The organism is Streptomyces sp. NPDC025833 (assembly GCF_055558055.1).
On record NZ_JBVHNF010000022.1, the window covers coordinates 91960 to 104117 of the forward strand.

Sequence of the window (12158 nt, forward strand, 5' to 3'; positions counted from 1 at the left end):
ACGGCTGGCCGGATCACGTCCGTGCCGCCCTCTGCGCACCCCGTGCGTTGGCCAGCCCCGTCGCCCGCCGTGACATTCCGTTTGGGTTTTCGGACCGTCAACCGGAAGACTGCACCCGTGACGTCCCGTATCCCGCGCGACTCCAGGCTTCGACTCGTCCGACCGCGACCCCTGGCCGCCGCCCCCAGAGCTGTGAACCAGCGGCGCCCGAGCCGCCCCGCACCCCGGCCGCCGGAGGGCACACCCGCCCCCGCGGAACTGGCCGGAATGGCCCGTACCGGGCTGGCCGGCGCGGCTCGTGTCGCCCGCTGGGCCGACGCGGCCCTCGGCCCCGGCAGCGACGGTGCCACCGCCGACGGCAAGGCCACCCTCTCCGAGGCCACCACCGAACGTGCCGCCGCCGACCTCGGGCTGAGCACCGCTCAGGTCCGCGCCGACTGGGACACCGCCCGCCTCGCCGGACTCGTCGAGGTGCACGGCGACAGCGCGCGCCCGGGCTGGCGGCTGCGCGCCTGGAACCGCGACGACAGCGCCGTGCTGCGCGGCTGGGTCGCCCTCTTCGACGCCTGGTCGCTCGCCAGCCCCGAACCGGAGGGGCACGAGCCGGCCGCCGTCGCCGAGGTCGTCTCGGCCATGCCCCAGGTGCTGTCCTTCCTCCAGCTCTCCGCCGGCCCGGTCCCGGTCGAGCAGCTCCTCGACCTGCTCCAGCAGCGGGTCACCGAACTGCGCACCGAGCGCTGCGAGGTCGCCTACGAACCCGGCACCGGAGAGCCCGCCGGGCCCCAGGCCGCCGCGGACCCCGTGCCCGCCGCCGGCGCCCCGCTGGCCCCCCTGCTCGACTGGGCGCTGGGGGCGCTGGCCTCCGTCGGCGCCCTGACCTACGGAGCCGGCCAGGCCACGCTGACCCCGCTGGGAAGCTGGGCGGTCTGGGTCAAGCTGGAGCAGATCTGCGTGGCCGCGCAGAGCCCCGCGGGCAACATCGAGCAGTCCGCCGAGGACATGCTCCGCGGCTGCGCCCAGCTCCGGCCCAACGCGGCCCGCGCCGAGTACCGCGCCTGGCTCGCCGCCCGCCCCGTCGGCGGCGCCGTCTCCGAGCTGGTCGACGCCGCCCGCGGCGAGGACGCCCTGCTGCGCGGCCTGGCCTTCGAGGCGCTGCGGGTGGTCGGCGCCCCCGCCGAGCCCGACGTGCGGGCCGTGGTGGACGAGCCGACGCTCAGACCGTACGCCCTGCTGTGGCTCGCCGAGCACGACGGTATCGACCCGGAGGACGCCCACGAGGTCCTCACCCGGGACGAGGCCACCTGGCTGTGGGTGGACACCGCCGCCGCCGTCACCGACCACGGCGAGGCGCCGATGCTGGTCCGGCACCTGGAGTCCGCGGTGCAGGCCACCGTGCCCCAGCTGCTCGACGAGGTCCGCGCCGTCGGCCACCCGCGCACCGTGCAGGTCCTGGTCGCGCTCGCCGCGGCCCACCCCGACCCGGCCCTGGCGAAGGCCGTCCGCCGGGCCGCGTTCCAGGTGCACACCGGCGGCTGAGCGGCGAAGGGGCGTGCGCCCCGGGCTCCGGGGCGCACGCCCCGAAGCTCCGGCCCGCCGGGGGCCGCGGGGCCCCCGCGCCACGCCTGCCGCGGCCGCACCGGCCGGCGGCTCAGCGGAACGTGTCGCACTGCGCCATGTCGCCGGTCCGGAACCCCTGGCCGAACCACTGCTGGCGCTGCTGCGCGGAGCCGTGCGTCCAGGTGTCCGGCGTCACCCGGCCCTGGAACCGCTCCTGGATCCGGTCGTCGCCCACCGCCGCGGCGGCGTCCAGGCCGTCCCGGACGTCGGCGTCCGTCAGGCTGGTGATCAGCGGGCGCCCGGTCGACTCGTCGGGCGTGCTCGTCGCGTGCCGCGCCCACACGCCCGCGTAGCAGTCCGCCTGCAACTCGGTGCGCACCGAGCCGCCGCCCGCGCCGGTCGTCCCGTCCTGGGCGCGGCCGAGCACCCCGGACAGGTCCTGCACGTGGTGCCCGTACTCGTGCGCGATCACGTACGCCTGGGCGAAGGGGCCGCCCTCGGCGCCGAACTTCGTCCGCAGCTCGTCGAAGAAGCCGAGGTCCAGGTAGACCTTGCGGTCCCCGGGGCAGTAGAACGGGCCGACCGCCGAGGTCGCCGTGCCGCACGCCGTGCCGATCCGGTCGCTGAAGAAGACCGTCGTCGAGGGGGTGTACGTGCGGCCGCCGCGCCGCAGCTCCCGCGTCCAGAAGTCCTGCACGCTGTTCACCACGGCCACCGCCCGGCAGTCGTACCGGGTGTTCGCGTCCCGGCCGGTACGGCAGCTCTGCCGCACCTGGTCGAGCGAGGAGGCGGACGGCGCGGCCCGGTCCCCGCCGGAGGACAGCCCCAGCTGATCCGGCCCGACGCCGAAGAAGAGGCCCAGCAGCAGGGCGATCAGCCCGGCCACGCCACCGCCCACGGTCGCCCTGCCGCCGGGGATCCGGCTGCCGCGGACGTCCTGGACCTCCGAGGTGTCCAGATCCGCGTCGTCGTCGAACTGCACGCGCCACCGCCTCCCGACCGCGCCGCCGCGCGCGTCATCCGAACCCTGGCGCCATCTTCCCCCGCCGCACGGGCAGGCGCCGCCGGTCCAACCGCCGAACGGGGGGACATGTACCCGCCACCCGCCCGGCCATCCACCCGGCCTCCGGGGCGGTGGCTACGCTCGGCCCCTGTCACGGGCCGGTGGAGACCGAGGGGGCAGAGTGACACGACCACCCCGGGACCCCACCACCCCGGCTCCGCCGGCCACGGCCTCCCCGCCTCCGGTTCCGCCGGCCCCGGCCGACCCGGCGCCGGCTCCGTCGAGCGCACCCGGCGCGACTCCGGTTCCGCCGGTCCCGGTCGGTCCGTCCCCGGTTCCGTCGAGCGCGGCGGCCCCCGCTTCGGCCTTGTCGGTCCCGGTCGGCCCGACTCCGCTCCCGCGGATCCCGGGTGCTCCGCTCCCGGTCCCGTCGAGCGCGCCCGGTCCGGCTTCGGCCCGTCCGGCCCGCCCCGCGCCCCCCGCCCGGTCCGCGGGGCACCGGGCGGTCCTCGCCGGCGGGCACGGACGGCGGCGGCCGTCCACCGTCGCGGGAACCGCCTCCGGCGCGGTGGCGCGGGCCCGCTCCCGTCCCGTGGCGTCCGTCCGGCGGGTCGTCGCGGGGGTCCTCGCCGCCGCCCTGGCCGCCGGACTCCTCGGCACGGTCCACCGGCTGCGGCCCGCCCCCTACGGCGACCGGCTGCTGACCGCCGGGCACGGCCAGTGGGCGGCACGCGCGCGGGGCACCGCCGTCGTCGGCTACGACCGCCGCACCGGCGCCCCCCGGTGGCGCTACGCGCGCGCGGGGCACCGCCCCCTCGCCGTACTGCCCGCACCCGGCGCCGTCATCACGCTCTGGGACGACGGTCTGCTCACCGACACCGACGGCCGCACCGTCCGCTGGCACCGCGCCCTGCCCGACGCCGCCGAGTGGCTCCCGGCCCAGGGCGGCACCGGAGTCCTGCGCCTCCTCGGCCACGGCATCCTCGCCGTCGTCACCCCGAGCCGCGTCACCGCCTACCGCACCGCCGACGGCGACCTGCGCTGGGTGCTGCCCGCCCCCAAGGGCTGCGCGTTCCGGCCCGCAAGCGCCGTACGGCGGGGCACCGCCCTGCTCCTCGCCCAGCCGTGCGCGGACGCCGCCTGGACCGGCCAGCTCGTGGCCCTGGACGACCTGGGCCGGATCGTGCCCGGCCGCACCCCGCTGGGGAACGGACTCCCCGCTCCGCCCTCCCGGCATCCGGACGCAGACAAACCGCTTGCCCCGCCCCGTTAGAATTGCCCCCATGGCCATTCTCCTCGCGCATTAGACGGCGGGAACGTCCTCAGCCGCCCACCCGCCAACCCCTGTCTGCCCTGGAGTCTGTCCTTGATCTCCGCCTCCGGTATCGAGCTGCGCGCCGGTGCGCGCGTCCTCATCGAGAACGCCACCTTCCGCGTCGCCAAGGGCGACCGCATCGGACTCGTCGGCCGCAACGGCGCCGGCAAGACCACCCTCACCAAGTGCCTGGCCGGCGAGGGCATCCCCGCCGGCGGCACGATCACCCGCTCCGGCGAGGTCGGCTACCTGCCCCAGGACCCCCGCACCGGCGACCTGGACGTCCTCGCCCGCGACCGCGTCCTGTCCGCGCGCGGCCTGGACGTCCTGATCCGCAAGATGCGCGAGAACGAGGAGCGCATCGCCACCGGCAAGGGCTCCACCCGCGAGAAGGCCCTGAAGCAGTACGAGCGCCAGGAGACGGAGTTCCTCACCAAGGGCGGGTACGCCGCCGAGGCCGAGGCCGCGACCATCGCCGCCGCGCTGAACCTGCCCGACCGGGTGCTCGGCCAGCCGCTGCACACCCTCTCCGGTGGTCAGCGCCGCCGTATCGAGCTGGCCCGGATCCTGTTCTCGGACGCCGACACCCTGCTCCTCGACGAGCCGACCAACCACCTCGACGCGGACTCGATCACCTGGCTGCGGGACTACCTGAAGACCTACCGCGGCGGCTTCATCGTGATCTCCCACGACGTCGACCTGGTCGAGACGGTCGTCAACAAGGTGTTCTACCTGGACGCCAACCGCTCCCAGATCGACGTCTACAACATGGGCTGGAAGCTGTACCAGCAGCAGCGCGAGGCCGACGAGAAGCGCCGCAAGCGCGAGCGCGCCAACGCCGAGAAGAAGGCCGCCGCCCTGCACTCGCAGGCCGACAAGATGCGCGCCAAGGCCACCAAGACGGTCGCCGCGCAGAACATGGCCCGCCGCGCGGACAAGCTGCTCTCCGGCCTGGAGGCGGTCCGCCAGTCCGACAAGGTCGCGAAGCTCCGCTTCCCGGAGCCCGCGCCCTGCGGCAAGACCCCGCTGATGGCCGAGGGCCTGTCGAAGTCCTACGGCTCGCTGGAGATCTTCACCGACGTCGACCTGGCCATCGACAAGGGCTCCAGGGTCGTCATCCTCGGCCTCAACGGCGCCGGCAAGACCACCCTGCTGCGACTGCTCGGCGGGGTGGAGCAGCCCGACACCGGCGAGGTCGTCCCCGGGCACGGCCTCAAGCTCGGCTACTACGCCCAGGAGCACGAGACCCTGGACCCGGAGCGCACGGTCCTGGAGAACATGCGCTCGGCCGCGCCGGACATGGACCTGGTGGAGGTCCGCAAGGTCCTCGGTTCGTTCCTGTTCTCCGGCGACGACGTCGACAAGCCGGCCGGCGTGCTCTCCGGCGGCGAGAAGACCCGTCTCGCCCTCGCGACCCTGGTCGTCTCCTCGGCGAACGTGCTGCTCCTCGACGAGCCCACGAACAACCTGGACCCGGCCAGCCGCGAGGAGATCCTCGGCGCCCTGCGCACCTACAAGGGCGCGGTCGTGCTCGTCACCCACGACGAGGGCGCCGTCGAGGCGCTCCAGCCGGAGCGGATCATCCTGCTCCCGGACGGCGTCGAGGACCTGTGGGGTTCCGGTTACGCGGACCTCGTCGCCCTGGCGTGATCGAATGTCTGATCCACGGAGTATGGATCATTCAGCCGATCCGTGATCCATCATCTGTGTGAGATCTCCTCGTATCGAGGTGTGTCGTACACGGATTTCGCGGCCGATCCCCCAGTCCCGGGGGGTCGGCCGTTGCGCGTCCCTGACCTGCCGCTTCGCGAATCCACCCGTTCGGACCCGCGTGTCCGGCCCGTTGGAATCCGGCATTCCGTATGTGGGGAACGGCTCCTGTCGTCACAACGGGGTCTCACGGACCTTGCCGAATGGGTGGCCATCGGGCCCGGGAGGGGTGATCATGAGGAGACCAGAGCGCACTTCCCATGAGGAGGCACGGGTGGCCGAGACTCTGAAGAAGGGCAGCCGGGTGACCGGCGCCGCGCGCGACAAGCTCGCGGCAGACCTGAAGAAAAAGTACGACTCCGGTGCGAGCATCCGGGCGCTGGCCGAGGAGACCGGCCGCTCGTATGGCTTCGTCCACCGGATGCTCAGCGAGTCGGGCGTCACGCTGCGTGGGCGTGGCGGAGCGACCCGGGGCAAGAAGGCCGCTACGTCCTGACTCCGGGCGGCCATCGGCTTCGATGGTGGCCACCCGGTCGGCGGACTGACCGGCCGGGTGGTTACTGTGCAGTCACTTAGCATGCCGTACGGCACTGCGTGACGACCGCACCCATCGGAGGCGCCCCATGGCTTCGCCCGACCAGGACCTCGCTCCTGCACTCGACAAGGACGGCGTACGGCTCACCGTCGACGACGCGCTCGCCACGGTGACGCTGACCAACCCGGCCAAGCGCAACGCGCAGAGCCCCGCCCTGTGGCGGGCCCTCGCCGAGGCCGGGCGGCTGCTGCCGGGCTCCGTGCGTGTCGTCGTGCTGCGTGGCGAGGGCAAGTCCTTCTCCGCCGGGCTGGACCGCCGGATGTTCACCCCGGAGGGGATCCCGGGCGAGCCGACCTTCGTCGAACTCGCGCGCCGTGACGACGCCGGGCTCGACGCGACCATCGCCGAATACCAGGAGGCGTTCACCTGGTGGCGGCGGACCGACATCGTGTCCATCGCCGCCGTCCAGGGCCATGCCATCGGGGCCGGCTTCCAACTCGCGCTCGGCTGCGACCTGCGGGTCGTCGCCGACGACGTCCAGTTCGCCATGCGCGAGACCAGCCTCGGTCTCGTCCCCGACCTGACCGGCACCCATCCGCTGGTCGGCCTCGTCGGGTACGCCCGCGCGCTGGAGATCTGCGCGACCGGGCGGTCCGTCGGGGCCGAGGAGGCGGTGTCGAGCGGGCTGGCCAATCTCGCGGTGCCCGCGCCGGAACTCGACGCGGCGGTGCGGGACCTGGCCGCCGCGGTGCTGGCCGCGCCGCGGGACGCCGTGGTGGAGACCAAGGGCCTGCTGCGCGGCGCGGCCGGCCGTTCCTACGAGGAGCAGCGTGCCGCCGAGCGGGCGGCCCAGGCCCGCCGCCTGCGGGACCTGGCCGGCCTCGGCGAATGAACCCACGGCACGGGCCCCGGTCCACCGGGTCCCTGCGGAACCGCTGACGACCCCGTACCGGCGGGCGTGCCGCCGTCGTCCGTGACCCGTCCGGTCCGGATCGGTTCGCGGGGCGGCTTCCGGCCGTCCGCGCCCGGCACGATCCGGGCGAGAGGCCCTAATCCGCCGCGGTGACCAGGACGGCCACCGTCGGGTGGTCCTCCAGCGCGTCCCGGACCGCGGCACGGACCTGCCGGGCCACGTCCACGGCCCGGTGACCCGCGCCGGTCGCGATCTCGACGCGCACATGGCGGTGGGGGAGCGCGGCGCCCCCGCCGTGTTCCCCGATGTGCACCGCCCGGCCCAGGCCGCCCAGCGTCCCCGTCAGGCGGACCACCCCGGGGACGCCGAGCGCCGCCGCGGTCACCGCCGCCTCGTCCGGGTCCGCGGGCTCCCGGGCGGCGGGCGGCCGCGGGGACCGTACCGCCTCCCCGGTCCGCTCCTCCGGCTCCAGCAGGTCCGTCACCCGCAGGTCGATCTCCGTGACCGCGAGGCCCAGCCGCCGGTCCGCGGCCGTCGCCAGGGCCAGCCGCAGCCGCTCCGCCGCCGCCGGCAGGGGCTCGGCGCCCGTCGCCGCGAAATCCGCCGTCACCCGCAGCGCGCCCGGCGCCAGCGCGCTCGGCGGCGGTGGCACCGCGGGCTCGTCCGCCTCCGGGCCGGCCGGCGCGATCCGCAGCGTGCCCAGGCGCACCCCCGGCACCCCGTCCGCCACCGCCCGTCCCAGCACCGCCCCGGCCGCCGCCTCCGCGATCCACGCGCCGTCGCGCGCGCCGCCGAGCGGAAGCAGCCTGCCCAGAGCCACCTGTTCCCGCACCATCCGAGTCCACCGATCCACCGTCATTCCACCAGCCTGCCGCATAAACGGCGCATAACGGGTCAAACGCGCATACCGTAGTGAAAGGACGACGGCGGAACGGGACGACGACCGAAGGGACGTACGGCGATGACCGATATGACGACCACTTCCGAGAGCGGCCACGAACCGCAGGGGCTCACCCGCAAGCCGGCCCGGCGGTCCGGGGATCCGGCGACCCGGGGCCGCACCACCATCGCCGACGGCGTCGTGGAGAAGGTCGCGGGCCTCGCGGCACGGGACGTGGACGGGGTGTACGCCATGGGCGGCGGCCTGGCCCGCACCTTCGGCGCCGTCCGGGACCGGGTGCCGGGCGGCAAGTCGGTGACCCGCGGTGTGAAGGCCGAGGTCGGCGAGGTGCAGACCGCGCTGGACCTGGAGATCGTCGTGGTCTACGGCGTCTCGATCACCGATGTCGCCGGCGCCGTGCGGGAGAACGTGATCACCGCCGTGGAACGCATGACCGGCCTGGAGGTGGTCGAGGTCAACATCGCGGTCAGCGACGTGAAGCTGCCCGACGAAGAGGAAGAGGAGCCGGAGCCCCGGATCCAGTGAGGCAGGCCCGGCGCGGCCACCGCCCGCCGGACGGACTGAGGAGCGCTGTATGAGCATGGCCGTGGCCGGCATCATCGCCGGCATGGCGCTGGGCTTCGCCGGATACTTCGGCGGCTTCGGCGCGTTCCTTCTGGTGGCGGCCCTGGGCGCCATCGGCTTCGTCGCCGGCCGGTTCGCGGACGGTGACCTGGAACCCGGTGACTTCTTCCGCACCCGCGACACCCGGCGCGAACGGCGGAGGTGACGCGGGTGACCGTCGAGACCGGCACACCGCGCCCTTCGCCGGACGTCGTCTCCCCGGCCCGGCGCGGCGCCACCCGGATCGCCGACCGGGTCGTGGCCAAGATCGCCGGGCAGGCCGCCCGCGAGGCCCTCGCCCCGCTGCCCGAGGCGGCGGCGCCCCCGCGCGCCACGGTCGCCGTGCTGCACGACGTGGCCCGCGTCCGCGTCCACGTCGAACTCGGCTACCCCTGCCCCGTCGGCGCCCGCTGCGCCGCCGTGCGCAGTCGGGTCACCGAGCGGGTGGGCACGCTGGCCGGCATGGCGGTCCGGGAGGTCGCCGTCGACGTCGAACGCCTCCACCCGGTCACGACGACCCGGGGGAGGGTGGGATGAACCAGCCGCAGAGCACCGGCGACGGCACCGGTACCGGCACCGTCGACGACGGGTCCGGCGAGGTTCCCGACGCCAAGGGCAGCCACCGGTTCTGGTCCCCGCGCCGCGTCCCCGCCGCCGTCGTCGCGGTGCTGCTCCTGGCGGGCGCGGGCCTGCTGCTCTACGACGTCGCCGCTGTCCGGGCCCACCACCCCGCGATGCGCTGGCGCCGCGTCCTCGCCCGGGAACTGGCCCAACGGCACCTGGACGACACCTGGGTGCTGGCCGGCGCCGGCCTCGCCGCCGCCGTCGGCCTGTGGCTGGTCGTCCTCGCCCTCACCCCCGGCCGGCGCGACCTGCTGCCGATGCGGCGCCCGCACCCCGACGTGCGCGCCGCGCTCCGGCGGGACGCGGCCGCGCTGTTCCTGCGCGACCGGGCCATGGAGGTGGCCGGCGTCCACGCCGTACGGGTGCGGATGCGCCGCCGGAAGGCCGACGTCCGCGCGGTCTCGCACTTCCGCGAGCTGGACGACGTCCGGGCCGACCTGGACGGCGTGCTCACCGACGCGGTCCACGACCTCGGACTGGCCCGCCCGGCCGCGCTGTCCCTGCGCGTGGCCCGGCCCGGACGGAAGGGGTGAGCCGATGCGCACCGGCGTCAACCGCGTCCTGCTGGCTCTCGCCGGCTTGGTCCTGCTCGCGCTCGGCGGCACCGTCCTGGCCGCCGGCCTGGGCGCGCCGCCGCCCTCCTGGTGGCTGCACGCCGGCCCCCACGACGTCCTGCTCACCCGCGCCGAACGCACCCACTGGCGCGGCGCGTCCTGGTGGTGGCCGGCGGTCATCGCCGCCCTGGCCCTCCTGGTCCTGCTCGCCCTCTGGTGGCTGACGGCGAACCTGCGCCGGCACCGGCCCGCCGACCTGCCGGTCGACACCGGCGACGGCAAGGAGGCCCGGCTGCGGGGCCAGGCCCTGGAGAGCGCGCTGGAGGCGGAGGCGGCCGGCCTGCCGGGCGTGGCCGACGCGCGCGTCCTGCTGCGGGGCCGGCGCACCCGCCCGGTGGTACGGGCCCGGCTCCGGCTCACGCCGGACACGGCCCCGGCCGGGGCCCTGTCCGCGTTCACCACCGGGCCACTGGCCCACGCCCGCGAGTCGGCGGGGCCGGCGGCACTGCCGGCCGAGGTCCGGCTGGACGAAGTGCGGCACCGGGCGGAGAAGGTGACGTGACCGCGGCCGCCGGGCCGGGATCCGGAGCCCCGCGGACCGGCCCGGCCCGTACGGAGGACCGGGCCGGACGGAACGCCTAGAATCCGTGCCGGGTCCCACCGTCCACCGGCACCATGACCCCGGTCAGGTAGGAGGCCGCGGGCGACAGCAGGAACGCCGCGACCCGCCCGAACTCCTCGGGGGTGCCGTACCGGCGCAGCGGGATCCGCGACTCGTTGGCGGCCCGGGTCGCCTCGGGGTCGGCCGAGAGCGCGTCCAGCTCGCGCATGCGGTCCGTGGCGATCCGCCCCGGCAGCACCCCCACCACCCGGATCCCGCGCGGCCCCAGCTCGTCGGCGATCGACTTGGCGAACCCGGCCAGCCCGGGCCGCAGCCCGTTGGACACGGTCAGCGCCGGGATCGGCTCGTACACCGACCCGGACAGCACGAAGCCGATGACACCGCCCGCGTCCAGCTCCGCCGCCGCCGCGCGGGCGACCCGCACCGCGCCGAGGAAGACGGACTCGAAGGCGGCCCGCCACTGCTCGTCGGTGTTGTCGGCGACGAACCCGGGCGGCGGCCCGCCCACGCTCACCAGCACCCCGTGGAAGCCGCCGAAGTGCTCGCGGGCGGCCGCGATCAGCCGCTCGGGAGCCCCGGCGTCGGCGTTGTCCACGGCCACGCCCACCGCGTCCGGCCCCAGCTCCGCGGCGGCCTCGGCGACCCGCTCGCCGTCCCGGCCGGTGATGACCACCTTCGCGCCCTCGGCGACCAGTTGCCGCGCGGCGGCGTTGCCCAGTCCCCGGGTGGCCCCGGTGACGACGTACACCCGGTCCTTCAGTCCAAGATCCATGGCCCCTATCCTGCCTCCTCGCCCCCGAACGGCGTGAGGGCGGTGCGGACCGGGCCGACGCGGCTGCACGCCTGCGGGAAGCCGCCGAGCCGGCGGCCGTCGCCGGGGCCGTACCTCTCGGCCGTGCGGTCCCGGGGCGGGAGAGGGGGCCGGCCAGGTGGCCCGCCGGGGAATGACGCGTTTCCGGGGACGCGGGGCGCGGTCAGACCGCGGCCGGTTCGCTCTCCTCCGGCCGCGGTTCCGCCGCGGCCTCCTCCCGGTCCCGGATCTCCCGCCGGACCAGGAACCACCAGCCGACCGGGACGCCCGCCGCGAACAGCCACCACTGGATCATGTACGCGTAGTTCAGCGGGGCGTCCTCGCTGCCCGGGTCGGAGATCTGCTCCGGGGAGCCGTCCGCGGGCGCGGGCGCGGTCTGCTGGATGTAGCCGCCGAGCACTGGCGCGCCCAGCCGCCGTGCCTCCTCCGCGCTGTTGACCAGCATGATCTGCCGGTCGGGGAGGCCCTTGACGTTCTTGATGCCGCTCGCCGAGGTCGTCTCGTCGGCCATCAGGCGCCCGGTGACCGTGGTCCGGCCGGCCGGCGGGGCCGGGATCTCCGGGAAGGCGGTCTGCGCGCCGTTCGCGGGGATCCAGCCGCGGTTGACCAGCAGCACCTTGCCGTCGGCGAGGACCAGGGGGGTGAGGACGTGGAAACCGACCTTGCCGTCCGCGCTGGTCCTGCGGCGGACCACGACCTCCTTCGCGGTGTCGAAGGTGCCGGTCGCGGTGACCGTGCGGTACTTCTCGGTGCGGGTCACGGCGTGGCCGGGGGAGGTCAGGCGCTCGACCGGGACCGGATCGGCGTGCAGCGCGGCGGAGACGAGGTCGTTGCGGGCGGTGCGTTCCTCGTACCGGTGCTGCTGCCAGAAGCCCAGCCTGATCATCGTCGGGATCAGCGCGATCGAGACGAGAGTGAGGACGACCCACTGGCGGGACAGCAGGAAGCGGTAGCGGTGCACCCCACGACGGTACCTCCGGGCCGCGGGGTGCAATCGGGCGGGTACCGGG

The 12158-nt window shown here is 75.5% G+C and carries 14 protein-coding genes; 10 read left to right on the plus strand and 4 right to left on the minus strand.

Annotated features, from left to right (window positions below; translation table 11 throughout):
• Positions 1 to 267 precede the first annotated feature (267 nt).
• Positions 268 to 1536 carry a hypothetical protein gene (locus tag ACZ4K2_RS32245; protein WP_467478964.1) on the plus strand — a complete coding sequence of 423 codons (1269 nt, stop codon included), beginning with the start codon at positions 268 to 270 and terminating at the stop codon, positions 1534 to 1536.
• 112 nt (positions 1537 to 1648) lie between these two features.
• On the opposite strand, the gene ypfJ is transcribed toward ACZ4K2_RS32245, so the two are convergent.
• Positions 1649 to 2539, minus strand: a complete 891-nt coding sequence (gene ypfJ, locus ACZ4K2_RS32250) for a KPN_02809 family neutral zinc metallopeptidase (RefSeq protein ID WP_467478966.1) — start codon at positions 2537 to 2539, stop codon at positions 1649 to 1651.
• Between the two features lie 613 nt (positions 2540 to 3152).
• On the opposite strand from ypfJ, the gene ACZ4K2_RS32255 reads away from it, so the two are divergent.
• From ACZ4K2_RS32255 to ACZ4K2_RS32270, 4 genes are all read left to right on the plus strand, one after another.
• Complete coding sequence (locus ACZ4K2_RS32255; RefSeq protein WP_467478967.1) at positions 3153 to 3833, plus strand: outer membrane protein assembly factor BamB family protein; 681 nt, start codon at positions 3153 to 3155, stop codon at positions 3831 to 3833.
• Between the two features lie 93 nt (positions 3834 to 3926).
• Complete coding sequence (locus tag ACZ4K2_RS32260) at positions 3927 to 5525, plus strand: ABC-F family ATP-binding cassette domain-containing protein (RefSeq protein WP_467478969.1); 1599 nt, start codon at positions 3927 to 3929, stop codon at positions 5523 to 5525.
• Between the two features lie 334 nt (positions 5526 to 5859).
• Positions 5860 to 6081, plus strand: a complete 222-nt coding sequence (locus ACZ4K2_RS32265; RefSeq protein WP_010355597.1) for a helix-turn-helix domain-containing protein — start codon at positions 5860 to 5862, stop codon at positions 6079 to 6081.
• A 127-nt stretch (positions 6082 to 6208) separates the two neighbouring features.
• Positions 6209 to 7012, plus strand: coding sequence for an enoyl-CoA hydratase/isomerase family protein (locus tag ACZ4K2_RS32270; RefSeq protein ID WP_467478971.1), 804 nt, complete (start codon positions 6209 to 6211; stop codon positions 7010 to 7012).
• A gap of 157 nt (positions 7013 to 7169) precedes the next feature.
• On the opposite strand, the gene ACZ4K2_RS32275 is transcribed toward ACZ4K2_RS32270, so the two are convergent.
• Positions 7170 to 7892: an Asp23/Gls24 family envelope stress response protein gene (locus ACZ4K2_RS32275; RefSeq protein ID WP_467478973.1), complete on the minus strand. Its 723-nt coding sequence runs from the start codon at positions 7890 to 7892 to the stop codon at positions 7170 to 7172.
• A gap of 102 nt (positions 7893 to 7994) precedes the next feature.
• Here ACZ4K2_RS32275 and ACZ4K2_RS32280 point away from each other — a divergent pair, with 102 nt between their 5' ends.
• From ACZ4K2_RS32280 to amaP, 5 genes are read left to right on the plus strand one after another with little or no spacing between them, the layout of a single operon-like run.
• Positions 7995 to 8459, plus strand: coding sequence for an Asp23/Gls24 family envelope stress response protein (locus tag ACZ4K2_RS32280; RefSeq protein WP_467478975.1), 465 nt, complete (start codon positions 7995 to 7997; stop codon positions 8457 to 8459).
• A gap of 49 nt (positions 8460 to 8508) precedes the next feature.
• Entirely contained in the window at positions 8509 to 8703 is a 195-nt protein-coding gene (locus tag ACZ4K2_RS32285; RefSeq protein ID WP_467478977.1) for a hypothetical protein, read from the plus strand.
• On the plus strand, positions 8700 to 9074 hold the full coding sequence (locus ACZ4K2_RS32290; protein WP_467478978.1) for an Asp23/Gls24 family envelope stress response protein: 375 nt from the start codon (positions 8700 to 8702) through the stop codon (positions 9072 to 9074). Before ACZ4K2_RS32285 ends, ACZ4K2_RS32290 begins: the two co-directional genes overlap by 4 nt.
• Complete coding sequence (locus ACZ4K2_RS32295; protein WP_467478980.1) at positions 9071 to 9694, plus strand: DUF6286 domain-containing protein; 624 nt, start codon at positions 9071 to 9073, stop codon at positions 9692 to 9694. Before ACZ4K2_RS32290 ends, ACZ4K2_RS32295 begins: the two co-directional genes overlap by 4 nt.
• A gap of 4 nt (positions 9695 to 9698) precedes the next feature.
• Positions 9699 to 10277, plus strand: a complete 579-nt coding sequence (amaP, locus tag ACZ4K2_RS32300; protein WP_467478981.1) for an alkaline shock response membrane anchor protein AmaP — start codon at positions 9699 to 9701, stop codon at positions 10275 to 10277.
• Positions 10278 to 10353: 76 nt separating this feature from the next.
• On the opposite strand, the gene ACZ4K2_RS32305 is transcribed toward amaP, so the two are convergent.
• Both ACZ4K2_RS32305 and ACZ4K2_RS32310 read right to left on the minus strand, forming a co-directional pair.
• Complete coding sequence (locus ACZ4K2_RS32305) at positions 10354 to 11109, minus strand: SDR family oxidoreductase (protein WP_467478983.1); 756 nt, start codon at positions 11107 to 11109, stop codon at positions 10354 to 10356.
• Positions 11110 to 11311: 202 nt separating this feature from the next.
• Positions 11312 to 12109: an SURF1 family cytochrome oxidase biogenesis protein gene (locus ACZ4K2_RS32310; protein ID WP_467478985.1), complete on the minus strand. Its 798-nt coding sequence runs from the start codon at positions 12107 to 12109 to the stop codon at positions 11312 to 11314.
• Positions 12110 to 12158 lie beyond the last annotated feature (49 nt).

Coding starts and splice junctions, on each gene's coding strand:
- ACZ4K2_RS32245 (WP_467478964.1), top strand. CDS start 268: ATGGCCCGTACCGGGCTGGCCGGCGCGGCTCGTGTCGCCCGCTGGGCC.
- ACZ4K2_RS32270 (WP_467478971.1), top strand. CDS start 6,209: ATGGCTTCGCCCGACCAGGACCTCGCTCCTGCACTCGACAAGGACGGC.
- ACZ4K2_RS32275 (WP_467478973.1), bottom strand. CDS start 7,892: ATGACGGTGGATCGGTGGACTCGGATGGTGCGGGAACAGGTGGCTCTG.
- ACZ4K2_RS32280 (WP_467478975.1), top strand. CDS start 7,995: ATGACCGATATGACGACCACTTCCGAGAGCGGCCACGAACCGCAGGGG.
- ACZ4K2_RS32285 (WP_467478977.1), top strand. CDS start 8,509: ATGAGCATGGCCGTGGCCGGCATCATCGCCGGCATGGCGCTGGGCTTC.
- ACZ4K2_RS32295 (WP_467478980.1), top strand. CDS start 9,071: ATGAACCAGCCGCAGAGCACCGGCGACGGCACCGGTACCGGCACCGTC.
- amaP (WP_467478981.1), top strand. CDS start 9,699: ATGCGCACCGGCGTCAACCGCGTCCTGCTGGCTCTCGCCGGCTTGGTC.
- ACZ4K2_RS32305 (WP_467478983.1), bottom strand. CDS start 11,109: ATGGATCTTGGACTGAAGGACCGGGTGTACGTCGTCACCGGGGCCACC.